The organism is Massilia antarctica, from assembly GCF_015689335.1.
GTDB lineage: Bacteria > Pseudomonadota > Gammaproteobacteria > Burkholderiales > Burkholderiaceae_D > Telluria_A > Telluria_A antarctica.
Window position 1 is genome coordinate 4,579,091 of record NZ_CP065053.1, and the last position, 18,288, is coordinate 4,597,378.

General features: G+C 65.0%; 14 protein-coding genes. 2 read left to right on the forward strand and 12 right to left on the reverse strand.

Going from position 1 to position 18,288, the window contains the following annotated elements:
• The first annotated feature begins 54 nt into the window (after positions 1-54).
• Positions 55-843, forward strand: coding sequence for a substrate-binding periplasmic protein (locus IV454_RS20390; RefSeq protein ID WP_206087569.1), 789 nt, complete (start codon positions 55-57; stop codon positions 841-843).
• 24 nt (positions 844-867) lie between these two features.
• Here IV454_RS20390 and IV454_RS20395 read toward each other — a convergent pair whose 3' ends face one another.
• The 12 genes from IV454_RS20395 to IV454_RS20450 all read right to left on the reverse strand — a co-directional run bounded on the left by IV454_RS20395 (position 868) and on the right by IV454_RS20450 (position 17,203).
• Complete coding sequence (locus IV454_RS20395; protein WP_206087570.1) at positions 868-2,688, reverse strand: sensor histidine kinase; 1,821 nt, start codon at positions 2,686-2,688, stop codon at positions 868-870.
• 151 nt (positions 2,689-2,839) lie between these two features.
• The gene (locus tag IV454_RS20400) at positions 2,840-6,382 is read right to left on the reverse strand and encodes a pectinesterase family protein (protein ID WP_206087571.1); all 3,543 of its coding nucleotides are present in this window, start codon (positions 6,380-6,382) and stop codon (positions 2,840-2,842) included.
• A gap of 15 nt (positions 6,383-6,397) precedes the next feature.
• Positions 6,398-6,979, reverse strand: a complete 582-nt coding sequence (locus tag IV454_RS20405; RefSeq protein ID WP_206087572.1) for a PEP-CTERM sorting domain-containing protein — start codon at positions 6,977-6,979, stop codon at positions 6,398-6,400.
• A gap of 67 nt (positions 6,980-7,046) precedes the next feature.
• Complete coding sequence (locus IV454_RS20410; RefSeq protein WP_206087573.1) at positions 7,047-8,867, reverse strand: glycoside hydrolase family 28 protein; 1,821 nt, start codon at positions 8,865-8,867, stop codon at positions 7,047-7,049.
• A 15-nt stretch (positions 8,868-8,882) separates the two neighbouring features.
• The gene (locus IV454_RS20415; protein ID WP_206087574.1) at positions 8,883-11,588 is read right to left on the reverse strand and encodes a TonB-dependent receptor; all 2,706 of its coding nucleotides are present in this window, start codon (positions 11,586-11,588) and stop codon (positions 8,883-8,885) included.
• Between the two features lie 197 nt (positions 11,589-11,785).
• Positions 11,786-12,490: a FadR/GntR family transcriptional regulator gene (locus tag IV454_RS20420; RefSeq protein ID WP_206087575.1), complete on the reverse strand. Its 705-nt coding sequence runs from the start codon at positions 12,488-12,490 to the stop codon at positions 11,786-11,788.
• A gap of 310 nt (positions 12,491-12,800) precedes the next feature.
• A complete protein-coding gene (locus tag IV454_RS20425; RefSeq protein ID WP_229521741.1) occupies positions 12,801-13,262 on the reverse strand; it encodes a cache domain-containing protein in 462 nt (153 codons plus the stop codon).
• A 99-nt stretch (positions 13,263-13,361) separates the two neighbouring features.
• Complete coding sequence (locus IV454_RS20430) at positions 13,362-14,744, reverse strand: MBL fold metallo-hydrolase (protein WP_206087576.1); 1,383 nt, start codon at positions 14,742-14,744, stop codon at positions 13,362-13,364.
• A 12-nt stretch (positions 14,745-14,756) separates the two neighbouring features.
• The gene (locus tag IV454_RS20435) at positions 14,757-15,260 is read right to left on the reverse strand and encodes a flavin reductase family protein (protein WP_206087577.1); all 504 of its coding nucleotides are present in this window, start codon (positions 15,258-15,260) and stop codon (positions 14,757-14,759) included.
• Positions 15,261-15,345: 85 nt separating this feature from the next.
• On the reverse strand, positions 15,346-16,086 hold the full coding sequence (locus tag IV454_RS20440; RefSeq protein WP_206087578.1) for a substrate-binding periplasmic protein: 741 nt from the start codon (positions 16,084-16,086) through the stop codon (positions 15,346-15,348).
• A 37-nt stretch (positions 16,087-16,123) separates the two neighbouring features.
• Positions 16,124-16,342 (reverse strand): TOBE domain-containing protein, encoded by a 219-nt coding sequence (locus IV454_RS20445; protein ID WP_206087579.1) that lies wholly within the window; start codon positions 16,340-16,342, stop codon positions 16,124-16,126.
• 33 nt (positions 16,343-16,375) lie between these two features.
• Positions 16,376-17,203, reverse strand: a complete 828-nt coding sequence (locus IV454_RS20450) for a class II glutamine amidotransferase (RefSeq protein ID WP_206087580.1) — start codon at positions 17,201-17,203, stop codon at positions 16,376-16,378.
• Positions 17,204-17,415: 212 nt separating this feature from the next.
• Between IV454_RS20450 and IV454_RS20455 the strand changes: the two genes are divergently transcribed.
• Complete coding sequence (locus tag IV454_RS20455) at positions 17,416-18,225, forward strand: EAL domain-containing protein (RefSeq protein WP_206087581.1); 810 nt, start codon at positions 17,416-17,418, stop codon at positions 18,223-18,225.
• Positions 18,226-18,288 lie beyond the last annotated feature (63 nt).

The window sequence follows — 18,288 nt, forward strand, 5'->3', positions numbered from 1 at the left end:
GTCTTGCTCATTGAGCGCATGCGATCCATGCCATGCCAGCCACGCTGGCGCCGCTTGGCCGCCATCGTGGCGCTCAAGGGCGTGCTTGCCGCTGCGCTGTGCGGGTGGAGCGCCGGAGCCCATGCCGCGGGCGCGCTCACCCTGTATGCCCTGGAGTGGGCTCCGTACAGTTGGAAACACCCGGGCAGCGGCAAAGTGGCCGGCATTGCAAGCGATATCGTCGATGAGCTCATGCGGCGCGCCGGTGTGCATGCCGGCGCGATCGACACCGTTCCCTGGGCCCGTGGCCTGGCATTGACTGCCGCTACCCCCGATACTTGCCAGATCATGGTGGGCAGGACAGCGGAGCGCGAGCAAAAATTCAAGTGGATCGGTCCGATCGGTCACAGCCGCTGGATGTTTTTTGGCCTGCGCGACAGCAACATCAGACTACGCCAGTTGCACGACGCCCGCCCTTATCTGGTTGGCACGATCATCGACGATCTTTCCATTCCCATCTTAAAGGGCAATCACATTCGGGTCGCGCTGGTGGCCGCGGATCATCTTAACCCGCCAAAATTGCTCAGGCGCCGGATTGACCTGTGGGCGAGCGCCGAGCTGCCAGCCACTTATCTGATGCGCGAGCAGGGCGTGGACAAGGTCGAACCGCTGCTGACCTTCGCCACCATCCCCATGTTCGTCGCTTGCAACAACAGCATGCGCGATGACGAGGTGGCCCGGCTCAATGGCATCGTCCATGCGATGATCGCCGACAAGAGCATCGAGCGGATTTATCACGCGTACGGGTTCAGGGATGCGGCGCCGGGCGCGCCGCTGCCGGAACGTCGCCGCCAGAGCCCGTAGCGGCCGGCGCTGCGGACGGGCGCCTCAGGCCACGCTGGCACCCTCGGCCATGGCCAGGCCGGCCATGTCGGCGGCGCGCAGGTCCGCCGCCGGCAATTCGATGGTGAAGCGGCTGCCTTTGCCCACACCCTCGCTGTAGGCGATCACGCTGCCGCCGTGCAATTCCACCAGCTTGCGCACCAGCGCCAGGCCCAGTCCCAGGCCGCCGGTGGTCCGGTCCGGGGTGCGCCGGCCTTGCGAAAACAGGTCGAAAATGCGCGGCAACAGTTCCGGCTCGATGCCGTTGCCGTTGTCGCTCACCTCGATGCTGATGCGCTCGCCGTCGCGCGCCAGGGTTACCCTGATCGAGGATTGCGGCGGTGAATACTTGGCGGCATTGACCAGCAGGTTGGTCAGCACCTGGATCAGGCGCGTGGCGTCGCCGCGCACCCAGTATTCTTCGTCGCCGCAGAAGGTGTCGAACTGGTGTCCGCCCTTGTGCATGCTGCCTGTGGTTTGCTCGACGGCGGCGGCCAGGATGGCGCGCAAGGAGACCGGTTTCTTTTCCAGGGTGATCAGGCCGCGCGTCACCCTCGACACGTCCAGCAAGTCATTGACCAGGTGGTTCATATGGTCGACCTGGCGCGCAATGATCTCGCCCGCCTGGCGCATCTGCTCGGGCGAGATGTTGGGCATGCGCAGCAGGTGGGCCGCCGTGCTGATCGGCGCCATGGGATTGCGCAATTCGTGTCCCAGCATGGCCAGGAACTCATCCTTGGAGCGGTTCTGGCCCTCGGCGATTTCGCGCGCCTGCTGCGCTTCGGACAGCAAGCGTTCGCGCTCGGCCGAGGCGCTGGCCAGCAGATGGGCCCCCAGATACACGTTCTGGTCGAGCCGGTCGACTTCGGCAATGCCGGAAAACTGGGGCAGCCGGGTCGGCCCGCCCACCATGGCGCGCGCCGCTTCGCCGGTGCGGGCAATGGCGCGCGATACGCGCGCGCTGAACAGCAGGGCGGCGGCGCCGGCCAGCAGCAGGGCGATCAGCAGGCCCGATACCGAATAGAGCACCGTGCGGCGCGCGGTGCCGTCGATGGTGGCGCGCGGCGCCGACATGGCCACCCACCAGCCCGACACAGTGGACGCGGTCAGCATCGCGTAGCGGCCATCCGGCGTTTTGACCAGGCCGCTTTCGTGCAGGCGGATGGCGACCAGCATCGGCGCCGGCGCCAGGCTGCCCACGGCCGCGTGCTTGCCGTTGCTGGCCAGCAGGCGGCCATTGCGGTCGTACACGGCGAAGGTGGTGCCCTCGGCATCGGGCGCGGGCAGGGCGCGCATCAGGTCGTCGACGTCGAAACCGTAGCCGAGCACATAGCGCACGCCATTGTCGAGGAACACGGGATAGTCGACTTCGACCACGTAGGTGTCGGGCAGTTTGCCGGGCTGGAGATCGGAGATCGCGTACGCCGAGCTCGAGAGCATGCGCTCGATGCGGACGCGCTGCCTGGCGCGGGTGTCGGGCAGGGGCACGTCGGGCGGGAGGGTGGTGTCGACCAGCAACTGCCCGCGATCGTCGAACAGTTCGATGTACGCGCCTTCGTTGCCGGCCATGGTGCGCGCCTTGATGCCGAACTGGGCCAATTGCCCCGATTCCAGCTTGTTCGAGCTGCTCAGTCCACGGATCAGGCCGATGGCCTGGTGCCACTGGCTGTCGACCGCGATCGAGGTGGCGCGCGCCGCCAGTTTCATGGAGAGGACGGCGGCATCGCGCTCGGCCTGGATCAGGCGGCTCAGCGGCACGGTGGAAAACAGGATCACCGGCGCCAGCGCCGCCACGATCATCATCGCAAGGAAGGACCGAATCTTCATGTTGACTCTTTCGGGAGAACATTTCAGCGAGCGCACCCGCTTAGGCGTTGCATCCCATCAAGCTTAGCATGTCTTGCGGTTAAGATTCCTATATGTATTTACTCTTGTTGGATGGGGGTAACGCCACTTGACGCGGCGCTCCCCATGCGTTCTATGGATTCCAGCCGAGGCCGCTACTCCATGCGGAAAATACCTGAGCGCGGGTGGCAAATCCGGCCGCCACTTCCTCGTCGCTCAGCAGGTAGCCGCCGCTGCGCGCCCGCAGGTTCAAGGGCGCGCCCTGCAGGTCGGTGCTGCCATGCTCGCGCCAGCCCGACATGGCATTCGGCTGGACCGGGTTGGGCGCCGGCTGGCCGTTCACACCCAGGCCCGCCCAGCCGGCCGGGGCCACGTGGGTATCCATCTTGCAGTTGATGAAGGCGATATTGTCCCAGCTGGCCGTGCCGCCGGGGCTGCGCGCGAGCCAAGTGGCGCCGTCGGGGATGTCGCCGTGCAAGGGGCCGGGGCCGGGACCGTGGGTCAGGCTGCTGTTGAGGAAAACGAAGCCTTTGTCGGCCGCGTTCGGCACGCGCGCCTGCAGCACATAGCCGCCACCGCTGGCGCTGGTGCTGTCGCCCACGCTGCGGATCTCGCTTTCCTCGAACAGGGCGGCGCGCGCGCTGCCCCAGATGAAGTCGACGTTGCCGGCCACCAGGGAACGGTAAAACCAGGCGTAGCCCTTCAGGTTCAGGGTGTCCTGTTCGCTCAAAAAACTGGCGTTGCTGGCGACCAGGCGGCCATCGCTGTTGAAGTAGAGCGCTTCGGCCTGGGCCGAGATGGCGGGCGAGCGCAGGGTGGTGTTTTTCAGGGTCAGCTTGTCGAGGGTGAGCATGTCGGCCGCTTCCACCATCAGCACGGAACGCCCGCCCAGCGGGCTGCCGCTGCCACCCGGCGCCTCGCTCGCGCCGGTGCCGGGGTTGAGCGTATCGTGGTTGGTGTAGAAAATCACGACGCCGTCCCGGGTTTCGCCCTTGATCGTCAGATTATCCTTGCCGCGCAGGTAGTGCAATTCTTCATAGCTGCCGTTGCGCACCGTGATGGTCACCGGCTCGGCCTTGGCGAAGGCGGCGCTGGCATGGTTGATCGCGCCCTGCACGGTGCGGAAATCGGCCGGGCCGTCGTCATCCACGGTGAGGCTGGCGCCGGTCGGCGCGCCGGCTTTGGTGGCAAAATTCCAGCTACCCGCCTTGCCGATGCCGTGGAACGGGGTGCCGCCCAGGGTCGTGTTTGTGAAAACGCCGTCGGCAATCGCCACGTAATAGGCCGTGCCGTAAGCGAGGCGGTTGTTGTGCGGCTTGATGGTCACCGTGTTGCCGTTGATGTGCACCGGCAGGTAGCGCACCCTGCGCAAGCGGTCTTGCCCGGCGTAGCCGATAGTGTCGACTTCGTCGGCGAGGCGGATCACGTCGACCAGCGCATCGTCGCTCTTGCGGAAGATGCGGATGGTGCCGCCCGTGCCCAGCGTGGGCGCTCTGTCGAAGGCCAGGGTCAGCGGGCTGTCGATGGCTTCATCGATGGCACCCGCGGACGGGAAGCTGGCGCCGTCGAGCCGATAGGTCTGGGTCGGCTGCACGAAGCCCGGTGCGATGGTGGCGCTGATGCTGCGCGACAAGGTGGGATCGGCGCCGCTGGTGAAGACGATCCTGGCGCTGCCGGCCGCCAGCGGGGTCAGGGTGACGATGGCGCCGTCGGTGGCCACGCTCACCACGCCCGGCCTGCTTGACTCCACCGTGAAGCTATCGATGCTGCCGTCGCCTTTTTTCGCGCCCACGTTGATCACGAGGGGCGCATCGCCCGCTTCGGCCGTGTAAGCCAGCGGCTGCGGGTTGAGGGTCAGCTGCACCGGTTTTATCCGTGGATCGCCGACCCGCACATCGTCGATCTGGAACGATTTGTTGGTCGTGTACAGGCCGATCAGGCCGCGCGCGGCGAAGCTGGCATCGGTCACTGAACCCAGGTTTTCGCCATCGAGATACAGGGTCAGGGTGCTGCCGATCATCTCGAAGCGTACGGTGTAGAACTGGGCATCCATGGCAATGGCGCGCTTGGCTTGCTTGATCTTGCTCAAGCTGTTGCCCAGCATGCGGGCGATCTCGACCTGCGTGCTGGCCGTGGTGTTTTGCACGTTCAGACCGGCGCCGTACCAGTTGGCCGGATCGACGTAGCGTGTGATCAGGTACAACTGCTTGTTGCCGGTAGTGCTGTTGGTCAGCGGACGGATGCGCGCCTCGACGAAATAATCGCCCGAGGGCACGCCCTTGAACGCATCCGGCTTGACCAGCGCCAGGATGCCGCCCGTGCTGGCTGCCGTGTATTGCAGCACCTTGTTGGTGCCGCCGGAGCCGTCCAGCTGCACGGCGAAGGCGCCGTTCGGGCCGGTCAGCGGCAGCAGGTTCCAGCGCGCGTTCGATCCATCCTGGAAGTCGTCGCAGAAATACAGCCCGCTGGCGGGGCAGGACAGGGTCGGCACGGTGTCGGTGCTGGTGTCGCCGCTGCCCGTGATGCTGGTGCTCAGCTTGCCGCCGCCGGCTTGCGCCAGGGCGTTGGCCTTGACCAGGGCCACCGGCCGCGGCGTGAACGGATAGGGCGCGCTCCAGGTAGCCGGCGCCACAGCGCAGGCCGGCAAGGGCGCGCCGTTCAGCAGCGAGCCCTTGTCGCTGAAAGTGCCGCCGCTGCCGCTCGGCGAGGAAACGATATCGGCACAGCTGGCGGCGCCGGAGATGGCGAAGACGTTGTTATCCGACAGGATTTTGGCGCTCTGGCCCACCCCCACGCTGTACAGATGGGGATAAATCGGCGCCGCCTTGCTGCCCATGTAGTAATTGTTGAACAGATGGACCATGCCGAAGCGCACCCGTGGCGAGCGCTGGGTGACATCGGCGACCACATTGTTGCTGAAAGTGACGCGCAACTTGCCTTCGTCGATGGTGGAGGTGTCGCTCGACCCGATCAGGTTATTCTTGTTGTGCTGGCCGAAATGGTTGTACGACACCGTGACCAGGTCGGCGGCGTTGGTGATGTCGACCGTGCCGTCATGGCACTGCTTGTGCTTGCCGTTTTCGATGGCTTGCAAGTCGTCGGTCAGCGGGGCGTCGGTGAAGCTGTTGTGGTCGATCCAGACGTGGTGCGAATTGGAAATGCCGATCGCATCGTAGGCCGAGTTCCAGTTGCCGCTGGCGCCGTCGAGCGGGTCCCAGATGGGGCCGACGTCGCAGGGGTTGACGATCTTGAGGTTGCGGATGATCACTTGCTCGACATTCAGCACGGAGATGTGGCCGTTGACGATGCCGGCATTGGCCCCGGCGCCGATCAGGGTGGTGTTGCTGCCGAGGCGGATGGCGCCGCGCGCGGCTTGGTCACCGGTGCTGATGTAGGGCACGCCGCCGCTCATGTCGATGATGCCGGCGAGCTTGATGATCTTGCTGGTGTTGCCGCCGTTGCGCAGGGCGGCCAGCAGCTGGGCGCGGTCGGCCACGGTGTAAATCTGTTCGGTGACGGCATTGGCGCCGCCCACGGTGCCGCCGGATTGGCTGGCCCAGCCGTCGGCGGGAGCGCTCTGGCGCGCGGGGTCGACGGCGGCGCCGGCCTGGCTACAGGCGGCCGCCATCAGCAGGGCGGCGCCGATGGCGGCGGCCCTGATAGGTGCTTCATTCATTGGATTCTCCGGTGACTAGGCTTGTGAGACGCGGCGGCGCGCGAACACGATGCTGGCCAGGCCGGCCAGCATCAGGGTGACCGTGGCCGGTTCCGGCACGGGCGAGGGCGCCGCATCGAGGCGCGCGCTGAAGCTGGTGAAGCCGGCGCCCCAGTCGAGCGCGGACAGATCGAGGCCGATGGTGTGGCCATCGATCAGGCTCAGCACGGGAATGCCACCCACGGCGCTGCTGTCGATCAGGGTGAAGCGGGCCAGGGGCGCGGCCAGGCTGGCGCCGAAATCGAAGCGCATGCTGTACGCCCCGGCGGCCACGGGGCCGTTGTTATAGACCGTCATCACGCCGTCTTCGGCGAAGTCGATGCCGAACAGGAAGTCGGCGCTGAGAAATTCGACCCCGTTGGCGCCGCCGGGATCGATGGCCGTCACGTTCGAGCCGGGCACCGGCGCGAACAGCTGGTCCAGGCCCAGCATGCCATCGGCGGAGCCTTTATAGGCCGCGCTGATGGTGCTGTGTTGCAGCGGCAGGGGTGCCGCGATTGCTTGCCCCGCGGTCAGTGCCACGACCGCGAGTGTCTCCAAGATGATTTTTGTTTTCATTTTTTTTGTCGTCCAGTAAGTGAAACCACAGCTACATCGTCATTACCTCATTAAAAAACAGGATTGCTCACGCCGTCACGGTGGTGTTGTACACCTTGCCGGCGATGGTCACGTTGGTCAGGGTGGCCGACTTCACGTTGTAGGCGAACCAGGGATTCCCGGCGTTGGCCGGGGTGCCGAAATCGCAGTCGGTGATGCTGATGCCGGTAATCGGCACGATCAAGGACGGGTCGTTGCCGTTGTAATCGAAGGCGACCGGACCGAGCAGCATGATGGCCTGGTAGCACGAGAACGTGCCCGCGCCAGTTTTTACATTGCCTACCTTGACGTTGGAGATGTGCACGTCCGACACCACCGGCGGGCGCGTGCGCACGTTGTCGGCGGTGGGCATGTAATCGCAATCGATGGTGATCACTGCGCCAGCCGAGGACGACACGGTTTTTGGGGCGATGGGCGAACCGGGCAGGGGATTGTAGAACTGCGGCGTGGTCTGCACCCCGTTCGGCATCGTCACGTTGCGCACGTAAAAGTGCTTGAGGAAGCCGCCCCGGTTCATGTTCGCCTTCATGCGGATGGCCGTGGCGAGCGGACTGGTGGCCCAGTTCACGTTGCGGAACTCGATATCCTGCGCGTACACATGCTCGATGCCGCCCGACATTTCGCTGCCCAGGGTCACGCCGCCGTGGCCGCTGTTCATGATGCAGTTCTGGATCAGCACATTCCGGGTCGGGCCGTATTGCGTGTCCAGGTTCTTGCCGGCCTTGATCGCAATGCAATCGTCTCCGGTATTGAAGGTGCAGTCTTCCACCAGCACGTTATCGCAGGCTTCCGGATCGAATCCATCGCTGTTCGGACCCATGCTGTCCATGTGGACCTTGCGCATTTCGAGATTGCGGCAGGCCACCGGGTGGTGCTGCCAGAACGGCGCCTGGTTGACCTGGTAACCCTTGAGCAGCACCCCGCTGCAATCGATGAACTCGATCATGCACGGACGCAGGTAGTGGCCGCGCCCGAACACGCGCTTGCCGGCCGGCACGCCCGCTTCCGACAAGGATGGCAGGTAGATTTCATCGCTGCGCCAGCGGCTGCCGTCGCCTTCGATCAGCTTGACCTGGTCGGCGTCGAGCTCGGGCGCCATGGCCAGGATGCTGGCCGGATTGGCCGGATTGAGCGCCACTTGCGAACGCGGCTCGGCGGCCCCGCCGCGCTTGCTCTTCCAATCCCACCAGCAGTCGCCGCCGTGCAGCGGCACGCCGCCCTGGCCGTCCAGAATGCTGGTCCAGTCCTCGCCGGTGAGGGCGATATTGTTTTGCTTGTGGGCGTACACCAGCGGCGAATAGTTCAGGCAATCGTTGCTCTGCCAGCGCGACAGGGTCAGCTTGCCGTTGGGGCCGCAGTCGACCTCGCCGTAGCGGGCGAAATCGTCGGGGTCGTTGCTGAAGAAGACGTGCGCACCGGATTTCAAATGCACATGCACGTTCGAGCGCAGCACGATCGGGCCCTTGCACAGCCAGGCGCCGGCGGGAATCACCACCCGTCCACCGCCCGCCCTGGCGCAGGCGGCAATCGCCGCGCGAATGGCCGGATAGCAGTCGTGCGCGCCGGCGGCCGGCGTGGCGACCATGCCGGTCTCGTGGTGGCCGGTGTAGCCTTTCACGCTGGTGACCTTGCACGGCCTGGCGCCGTGCGCGGTGATCGGGAAGTCTTGCTTGCGAAATGCCAGCGGCGTCTTGAAGCTGGCGGCGATGGCTTGCGCCTTTTGCCAGGGGTCGGACGGCTGGTCGCCGGCCCTGGCCGGCAGGGCGATGCCGCCGCCCAGGGCCAGCCCCGCGGCCCCGGCGCCGCGCAGGAGGGCGCGGCGCCGGGTGTCGATCGGATGCTTGTTCATGAATTGCCTTCCTGATCAGAAGTTGTACGTCATGCGCAGATTGTACGAACGGCCGATCGGGCTGGCCGCGCTGCTCAGGTAACCGAAGGTGTAGCCGCTGTGGTTGGTGACCGGCGGATTTTCATCGAACATATTGGTGATGCCGGCCACGATGCTGATGTTCTTGAAGCCGCTGTAGGTGCCGGTCAGGTTCCATACCGAGTAGGGCTTGATTTCGCGCTGGTATTCGGCCGCCACCAGGTTCTGGTCTTCGTAGTGCGAGTTGTAGTTCTGGGTCAGCTGCGAACTCCAGTCGCCGCGCTTCCAGTTCATTTTCAGGGTGTGCTTCCAGCGGTAGGTGATAATCGGGAAGTTGCTGGTGGTGCCGTTGCTGGCCAGGCCGAAGCGGCCCACGTTCGACACGTACGGGCCATCCTTTTCCAGCTGGTTGTCGAACTGGGTCAGGTAGGTGCCGTCGAGCTGGAAGTTGAACTCGCCGATATCCATGCGCGGCAGCGCATAGGTGGCGGTCAGGTCGATGCCGGCGGTTTTCTGGCCGCCCAGGTTCATCGTCACGTTCTTGATGTAGGCTAGCGATCCGTCCGGGTTGCGCACGAACAGGTCCTTGTACTTGACCGGGTCCTGGAAGTAGGCTTGCTCGGGCAGGTTGGCCAGCATGTCCTTCATGCGGATGTTCCAGTAGTCGAGCGACAGGGTCAGGTTCTTGACCGGTTCCACCACCATGCCCAGGGTCCAGCCGCGCGAGGTTTCCGGGGTCAGCTGGTCGTTGCTGCCGGTCTGCTTGGGCAGGGCCACGTTGCACACTTCCGAAGCCACCGTGCCCGGCACGGCGGTGCCGCTGCCGGCCACGCCAGGTTTACCGCCGGGGCAGAGGGTGGGATCGTCCCATTTGGCGGCGGTGTTGCCGTTCGAGCCGGGCAGGCGGTAGCCGTAGCGGTCGAACAGGGTCGGCGCGCGGAAGCCCGTGTTGGCCGAGCCGCGCAACATCAGGGTTTTCGATGGCTCGTAGCGGAAGCTTGCTTTCGGGTTGAAGGTGTTGCCGAAGTCGCTGAAGTAATCGTCGCGCGCGGCCAGGTTGATGGTCAGTTGCTTGCTGATCGGGATATCGAGCTCGGCGTACAGGGCCGAGACGTTGCGCGCGCCTTCGCCATGCGAGGACGAGGCGTTGGCGTAGCTCACTTCATTGGTGATCGGCAGGCGCGTGTCTTCGGTGGTGTCGCGGTGGATGTCGACCCCGACCGCCATCGCCAGGGAGCCGCCCGGCAATTGCATCAAGGTGCGGCTGGCGGTGGCGTCAACACCGGCGAAGGTACTGGTCGAATCGCGGTTCAACTGGCCGTCGACCGAGATGTCGCGCAGGTAGCTTTTGCCGGCTTCATCCTGCAGGCCGAATGGATTGAGCACGCCGCTGGCCAGGCCGGTATTCAAGCCCGGGCCGCTGACATAGCCGCCGTTGTAATAGTTCTTGCGGCCGCTGTGGCCGTACACCAGGCCGCCTTTGTAATCCCACTCGCCGATCTTGCCTTCGTCGACCAGCGCCAGGCGCTGGTTCAGCTGCACGTCCTTGTTGCTGGCAAGACCGAGGTCGGCCACGCTCCAGGTCACCGTCAGCGGTTCGCCTTTCAGGCCGGCCACGGCGGGCACGCCGCCGGTGCCGCCCGGATACCATTTGCTGCCGGCCGGCACGCGCGCGGGCATGCCCTTGGCGGTCACGCTTTGGGTCGGGTTGCGCGCCGAAATGATGGTCGACTCGCCGCGCATGTAGTCCAGGCTCAAGGTATGGTCGTCCGAGATCTGCTTGGTGCCGCGCGCGTAAAAGGTCAGCTGCCTGGTTTCGTGCAGGGCGGTGCCGTACTCGTTGTTATCGATGATGCAGGTGTTCTTGGCGCCCTGGATCGAGTAGGGCGCCGCGCAGCCGGTCTTGTAGTACGGGTTGGCGGCATTCTTGTTGGTGGCGGTGGTGAAATTGGCGGGAGAGGCGTAGCCGCCGCTGCCCAGGGTCGGGGAGCGCCCGATGCTGGTGAGCAGTTCGTTCGAGCTCAGCTCGGCGCGGTCGCGCGCGGCCAGGCGGCTGCGCTGGCGGCCATCGATGGTGCCGTAGATATTCCAGCCGTCGGTGGCCAGCTTGCCCTTGCCGAAGGTGGCGGACAGGCGCTGCTCGTCGCCGCCGCCCGATTTTTCAGGCTGCACGTACTGGGCGGTGACGCTGCCGCCCTCGACCTTGCTCTTGGTGATGAAGTTGACCACGCCGCCGATGGCGTCCGAACCGTAGATCGAGGAAGCGCCGTCGCGCAGGATTTCCACGCGCAGCAGCGAGCTCATCGGGATGACGTCGAGGTTGGCGTAGCCGTCGGCGATGGCTTCATTGGCCAGGCGGCGGCCGTTGAGCAGCACCAGGGTGCGGTTCACGCCCAGGCCGCGCAGGTTGATATTGGTGCCGGAACCGGCGTTGGACGGGGCCAGCGAGTTCGATTGCGGCAGCGCCATCATCACATCGGCCAGGCTGGTCATGCCGCGCTTGGTGAATTCATCGGCCTTGATGGTCGATACCGGCAGCGCCATCTCGGTGGCCAGGCGCTTGATGCTCGACCCGGTCACTTCGACGCGCTGCATGGCCGTATCGGCCTGTTGGGCCGCGGCCTGGTTCATCATCGTCAGCACCGCGAGGGTGATGGACGACAATACGAGTTTCGAATGGGTCGAGCTGATTTGCTTGTTCATGTGAGACGGTCTCCAGCGGATTATTGTTTGTCATCAAAAGCCCCCGGCCGCGGCGCGGAAGCTGGTCAGGACACCTCGCGTATCCTGTGCCGCGGCGACGAAGGCGTGAGCCGGGGTCGACGTGGTCTGTAACGGTTGCCTTGGTGGTGCGGCGTTCTGTGCGCCTGCTGTCCACGGATGTCGGGGTGTCTCTGTGTTTAGCCTCGTGAAAAGGTGCGCGTGACCCGTTCCAGGTGGGCGCGCATGGCGGCGTGGGCGCCGGCCGGATCGCGCGCCACGATCGCATCGAGGATGCGGCGGTGATCCAGCAGGGTGGCCTGGCGCAGTTCTTCGGTCTGGAAATGTTCCTTGAGCTTGTGCCACAGGCGGCCGCGCTGTTTCCACAAGTGGTCGACGGCGCCGGCCATGGCGCTGTTGCCGGTGGCGCGGGCGATTGCCAGGTGGAAGTTGCGGTCGAGCTGCTCGTTGCTGCTGTAATTGTCGTGCTGGCGTTCCATGTCGACCACGGCGCGGCGGATGGCTTCGATGGCGCTGTCGCTGGCCATGCGGGCGGCGCTGGCGCACACCTCGGCTTCGACCAGGCGGCGCGCGGCCAGCACTTCGAACGGGCCGGGGCCGCCTTCGTCGAACTCGGCGCGGGGAGGCTGGACGCGGCTGACATACACGCCGGAGCCGCCGCGCACGTCGACCACGCCGCGCAGTTCCAGGGCGATGAGGGCTTCGCGCAGCGAGGCGCGGCTGACCGCCATGCGGGTCGCCATCTCGCGTTCGGGCGGCAAGCGTTCGCCGGCGCCGATTCCTTCAGCGCGGATCAGTTCCTCGATGCGTCCGGCGACAAGGCGGTACAGCCGCGGTTCGTGCGCGAGGGAGCTGTCGGGAGCGAGTGTGACGTTCTTGAGCATGGAGGCCTGCACATTTTTTGGTCAGGCCATTTTAAAGTGGTCTGACCAATTGCGCAAGGTGCTCATGCCAAAATAGTCGAGATGGGGTGCGAAGGGCGAATGGCAAGCCCGTTAACATACGATCCGCCGTTCCCGCGCAGGTCCGAGTTTCTATGAAATTCCTCAAATCTCTTGGAGCTGTGCAAGCTCAGAGGCCGGTTCCAAATGGCGCTAACTTAAGCGCCGTCGTTTCTGGCAATGCCAGGAACGACGGTTTTGAGGTTTGTGGCGGTAATGGCTTCAGCGGGCAGTTCAGGTTAGCGAGGCCGGGTTATTTGCCCTTGTAAATCCCCGCCTCAAGAATCACATCCCCGCTCTTGAAGAAATACGTCGATTTCTTCTCGATCTGGCCACTGGTCGGGTTGTTGTAACGGTAATCGACCCAACCCTTGCCGGTCTTCTTGGCCTGGTCGATGATGTCCTTTCGGAACAGCTTGCCGTCGGCATCGGGCAGCACGACCATGTTCTTGCCGATCAGCTTGGGATTGGTCGGGTGCGCCAGCTGGGTACCGTCGAGGGCGCGCATGGTGAGGTAGGTCGTCTCGTTGACGAACTCGGGACTCTTGCTGTTGATGGCGGCGATCAGCGCATCCTTGCCATTCTTTTGCAGGAAGACCACGCCCTTGTCCACCATCGCGATCGCGTCGGCGCTGGTATCGGCCGCCTGCGCGGCAAAGGACGTCGCGAAGGTGAACGCGGCGCCGCCAAGAACGGCCCTCATCATGGCTTTCATGGTCATCCCCCTGTTGAGCGCTACCCGAAGCGGGTAGTCAATGGAGAAAATGTACCATGGGCTGAACTTGCTGCGAAGAAGTATTTACGATGCTGTGGCTTACTTCGCCAGGAGCCGCTGCATGGCGGCCACCCGCCGCCGCAGCCGGCCGAGCAGGCTGGCGCCCAGGTAGCGCAGGGTGGCCAGCGGATGCTGCACGCCGTAGCCCTGGCGGCCCAGGTTCTGGGGCATGAAAAAACGGCTGAAGCGCTGCACCGCGCCGCCGTCGCTGGCGCGGAAGCGGCCGTTGACGTGGGTCGTGTTGAAGCCGTATTCGTTGGCAAACAGGAATACCGCGCTGGGCGAGGTCATCGAGATGTCCGCGAACTCGTCGTCGTGCAGTTCGGTGCAGCCGCGCAGGTACGATACGCGGATGGTCATGGCAATGTCGGGAATGCGGATCACCAGCGGCTTGATCAGTCCGGCCAGTTCGAGCAGGCAGGGCAGTCCCAGCAAGTTGGCGATGGCGCCCTTGCGGTAGGTGTCGGCGGCGGCGCGCACCTGGGCCGGCGTGGCCGGCGGCTCGGAGGGCAGCAGGTCGCACGGCACGGCCAGCAGGCGTTCCCAGTGTTCGACGGCGGCGTCGCTGGCCCAGGCCAAGCTTTCGGCCGTGTCCACCCCCAGCGCGATGGTATCGCCCGGTTGCAGGAAGCGTACCGCGTCGGTGGCGCGCGCGAGCCGCGCCCACTGCGCCACGCGGCGCGGCGTGTTCTGGTGCTCGTTCATGTAGCAATTGTCGATGTGGGCAAAGGCGACGAAGGACGCGAAGGGCACCGTGATTTTCGGCGCGAAGGCTTCGATCTGGAGCTTGATGCGGTGCAGTTTTTCGGCCGCGGCGGCGCAGCGCGTCTCGGCCTGGAAGGGGTTGCCGACCCAGTTGGCGTAGCCGAACTGGGTCGTCAGCACGTCGACCCGTTCGCACAGCGGCGCGATACTGGCCTTGAGCTGCGCGCACTGGGCGGCGCTGCTCAGGGCGCAGTCGTTCAGGTTGAGCAGGTGGCGTCCGCCCGAATTGATCAGGCAGTACGAATCGCCGTCGGCGTGGGGAAACACGGTGATGCGCATATCGTTGTCGAGCGCGACCGGCACGCCGGGCAGGCATTCGATGACATCGAAGCCATTGCTGCGCAAAAAATTGACCACGCGCTTGTCCTTGGTGTGCTGGAACAGCATGGTGACCTTGCCGGCGAAGTCGCGCCGCAGGCGTTTGACGAAGGGCACCGAAAAATGGTCGGGATGCTCGTGCGAGAACCAGATGAAGGTGGTGCGCTTGAGCGCGGCCAGCTCGCGGATCAAGGCCGCGTTGGAGGTGCTGGTGTCGAGCAGGCTCCAGCCATTGTTGAAGACCGGCCCTTCGACCCAGGGATCGGCCAGCAGCACGGTATGGTCGTTGGCGAGGTGGAAGCAGGCGTGGTTGACGAAGGTCAGCAGGTTATGGCTCATGGCGGCACCCGGTCAGCTGATGGCGATAAACCGGCCGCGGTGAAACCCGAGCGACCGGTGCGGATGGAACTGGCAGCGCTCGACCGCGCCGACGAAAATCACATGGTCGCCCTCGGCATAGCGGCTGCGCGCGCGGCACTCGAAGGACGCGACGGTGCCGGCCAGCACCGGCATCCCCTGCGAAGAGAGCGTGAAATCGACCGTATCGAAGCGGTCTTCGCCGCAGCGGGTAAAGCGTTGCGCCAGATCGGCCTGGTTGTGGGCCAGGACGTTGATGACGTAGCCGCCGGCCGCCTCGAACGCGGCCATGCTGCTGGCCGTGTGCGCCAGGCTCCACAGCACCAGCGGCGGGTCGAGCGACACCGAATTGAAGGAATTGATGGTGACGCCAACCAAGCGGCCGTCGGGCAGGGCGGTGGTGACGATGGTGACGCCGGTGGCGAATTGCGACAGCGCCTGGCGGAAATGCCGGCTGTCGACAGCGGTGGGCGGATCGCTCGGAAAAAGGGATGGCATGGCGGACCTGCGCGTGGTGGACCTCAGGTCATACTAAATGCGGTCGGGTGCGCGGCCTTGATCCCGCACAAGCGGCCTGAGCGGCTCAGTTGGCGGGCTGGTAGCTCTCCAGAATCGCTTGCATCCTGCCATTTTTGCGCAGCGCCAGCAAGGCATGGTTTATTTGCGCCAGGGTCAGCTTGCCGCCGGGCGGCAGCGCGCAGTAGGTGTCAAACGGTTCGACAGTCAGGGCCGCGCGGCTCAGGCGCGCGCGCTCGGCGTGGGCGCGCCGCTGGTAATCGTAATACAGCGAATTGGTGAGCATGTAGTCGAAGCGGCGGCGCAGCAGCTTGCGCAAATTCAGGTCGTCGCTGGCGGTGTCGTCGCGCACGAATTGCGCACCCAGTTCGCGTTCCAGCGCGGGATAGCGGTAGCCGGTGATGGTGCCGGTGCGCGCGCCGGCCAGTTCGCGCAGGGTGGTCAGGGGCGGGGTGTCAATACGGCCGACAATGATCTGCTTGTTGGAAAAAACGGTGTCCGACCATTGCCAGCGTTTGCCGTCGAGCCATTCGGGACGCAGGTCGCACAGCAGGTCCACCGTACCGTTGGCCAGCGCGACTTCGACCCGCTTGCGCGGCAAGGTCAGGTAGCGCGGGCGTACGTTCAGTTCGCGCGCCAGGGCGTCGCCCACATCCTTGAGCAAGCCGCCGGCCAGCTCGTCGTGCAGGAAGCGGGTCATGGGCATGGCGCTGCCGGTCGAGACGCCGAACACGAGTTCGGCGCCGCGCGCGGGCAGCGCCATGGCACAGGAAAACAGGGATGAGTACAGCAAAAAGCCAATCTTCATGCCGCCATCATACCTTGCCGTTTGCGCAGGCGGCGGCCTACTGAATCTTGGCGATCGAGACCTCCGTCGATTTGACCAGGGCAATGACCTCGCTGCCGACCTTCAGGTCCAGGTCCAGGATCGAGCGGCTGGTGATGACCGAGGTGACGATGCCGTGCGCCGTTTCGACATCGACCTCCGACACCACCGGGCCGGCGATGATTTCCTTGATCTTGCCCCTGAACTGGTTGCGTACATTGATTTCCGAGATAGCCATGCTGTTCCTTTACGTTGGTGGGGGGAGGGTGATTCAGTAACTCATGAGCAGGCGCAGCGGCGTGCTGCCGCTGTCGCTGCCGGGTCCGGGATGGATCGCTTGCGGCGCGCCGCCGGCAAACAGTGTCAGTTCGCCCGGCGCGAGACGGTGCCATTGTTCGCCCGTGGTCAGGGGCAGGGTGGCGATCACGACGATCTGGTCGTCCAGGTGGTTATGCTGGCGAAAATCGATGCGCAGGTCGCAATCGACCAGGCTGGCGCTGGCGAACGGGTAGGCGCGCACCACGTAATGGAGCTCGGTGGAGCAGTGGGCCAGCAAAAAGTCGCCGTTCGACAGGATGAAATTGAAGCTGCCGTGGCGCGCGATGACCGCCGCCATCGTTTGCACCGCTGTAAACAGGGCCGCGCGCGAGGGCGGCTGCACCGGAAAGCGGCGCCGCAGGCCGGCCAGCAGGTAGCAAAAGGCGCGCTCGCTGTCGGTTTCGCCGGCCGGGACGACATGCGGATCGGGCGCCGGACGGAAGCTGCTCAGGTTGCCGTTGTGGGCGAACGACCAGGTCGTACCCCACAGCACGCGGGTGAAAGGATGGCTGTTTTGCGGCGCCACCGCGCCCTGGGTTGCCTTGCGGATATGCGCCACCACGTTCCTGGCCTTGACCGGATGGTGCTTGAGTGCCTGCGCCAGCGGCGAATCGATGGATGGGCGGTCATCGATGATCAGGCGGCAGCCGGACGCTTCGTGGAAGGCGATGCCCCAGCCGTCGCGGTGCTCGCCGGTGCGCCCGCCGCGCTCGCTGAAACCGGCGAAGCTGAAGTTCAGCGCCGCTGGCTTGCTGCTGTTCATTCCGAGTAATTCACACATGGGCGTCGCTTCCTTTCTGCATCTGTCGCCCCCAGCGTAGTCCGCGCGGGCGCGTCTGCAAACGACTATTTTCGCGTTTCGATAGATGCATTTTGCGCATAAGAACCCAGCAGCCATATGCGCCGCCCGCATATCGATCGGCGAAACGATTCCTTCGCCGCTGAAACCTACAAGGCTAGACTTTCCGCTTTCTACCCATAGCGAGACATGCGATGCCTTTCCCTACCTTGAACACTTACCTGGCCCAGTTGTCCCGCACGGACCGTCCGGCCAGCAAAGTGTGGCTGGACTCGGCGGGCCGCGCCCAGGGCAAGTATTTCAACTGCACCATCACCAGCGCCTTCCAGCCCATCCGCGCCCTCGGCAGCGGCCGCATCGTGGCCTATGAGGGATTGGCGCGCAGTGCCTCGGCGGGCGATGCCGGGCTATCGCTGTGGAAACTGCTCGACCATGCGGCCAGCGACGACGAATCGATCGAGCTCGACCGGCTGTGCCGCATGCTGCACGCGATCAATTTCTTCCGCCAGGACACGGCCGGGCAAAACGACCTGTACCTGAGCGTGCACGACCGGCTGCTCAGCGCGGTCAGCAGCAATCATGGGCATGCGTTCAAGCGCATTCTGGACGCGCTCGATTTGCCGCTCGGCCGCATCGTGCTGCAACTGCCAGCCACCACGCCGCAGCAGGGATGGCTGCTCAACTACGTGGCCGACAATTACCGGCGCAACGGTTTCCGGCTGGCGCTCAATGCGGCCTCGGTGGCGCAGGCGCTGGGGATGGTGGCGGAACAGCGGCCCCATGCCGTCAAGCTCGATGCGCGCTGTCTGGCGGGCGGCGTGTCGCTCGAACCGCTGCTGGACGCGGCGCGGGCGGCCGGGGTCAGGCTGATCTTCAAGCGGGTCGAGACGGCGCTGGCCATTGCAGCGGCCGCCGACATGGACGCTTGGCCACTGTACGCTCAAGGTTACTTCCTCGACCAGCCGCAAGCGGCCCTGGTGGCCGACGCGGCGTTGGCGGCCTGACCCGGCGGTTGTGCACGGGACGCAAGTTTATTCCTCAGCAAAATCGCCTTTTCGCTTAGAATT

Excerpts from the sequence above, each read along its gene's own strand:
- IV454_RS20410 (WP_206087573.1), bottom strand. The coding sequence starts at position 8,867 with ATGAACAAGCATCCGATCGACACCCGGCGCCGCGCCCTCCTGCGCGGC.
- IV454_RS20440 (WP_206087578.1), bottom strand. The coding sequence starts at position 16,086 with ATGAAGATTGGCTTTTTGCTGTACTCATCCCTGTTTTCCTGTGCCATG.
- IV454_RS20425 (WP_229521741.1), bottom strand. The coding sequence starts at position 13,262 with ATGAAAGCCATGATGAGGGCCGTTCTTGGCGGCGCCGCGTTCACCTTC.
- IV454_RS20445 (WP_206087579.1), bottom strand. The coding sequence starts at position 16,342 with ATGGCTATCTCGGAAATCAATGTACGCAACCAGTTCAGGGGCAAGATC.
- IV454_RS20455 (WP_206087581.1), top strand. The coding sequence starts at position 17,416 with ATGCCTTTCCCTACCTTGAACACTTACCTGGCCCAGTTGTCCCGCACG.
- IV454_RS20405 (WP_206087572.1), bottom strand. The coding sequence starts at position 6,979 with ATGAAAACAAAAATCATCTTGGAGACACTCGCGGTCGTGGCACTGACC.
- IV454_RS20435 (WP_206087577.1), bottom strand. The coding sequence starts at position 15,260 with ATGCCATCCCTTTTTCCGAGCGATCCGCCCACCGCTGTCGACAGCCGG.
- IV454_RS20400 (WP_206087571.1), bottom strand. The coding sequence starts at position 6,382 with ATGAATGAAGCACCTATCAGGGCCGCCGCCATCGGCGCCGCCCTGCTG.
- IV454_RS20415 (WP_206087574.1), bottom strand. The coding sequence starts at position 11,588 with ATGAACAAGCAAATCAGCTCGACCCATTCGAAACTCGTATTGTCGTCC.
- IV454_RS20450 (WP_206087580.1), bottom strand. The coding sequence starts at position 17,203 with ATGTGTGAATTACTCGGAATGAACAGCAGCAAGCCAGCGGCGCTGAAC.
- IV454_RS20430 (WP_206087576.1), bottom strand. The coding sequence starts at position 14,744 with ATGAGCCATAACCTGCTGACCTTCGTCAACCACGCCTGCTTCCACCTC.
- IV454_RS20420 (WP_206087575.1), bottom strand. The coding sequence starts at position 12,490 with ATGCTCAAGAACGTCACACTCGCTCCCGACAGCTCCCTCGCGCACGAA.
- IV454_RS20395 (WP_206087570.1), bottom strand. The coding sequence starts at position 2,688 with ATGAAGATTCGGTCCTTCCTTGCGATGATGATCGTGGCGGCGCTGGCG.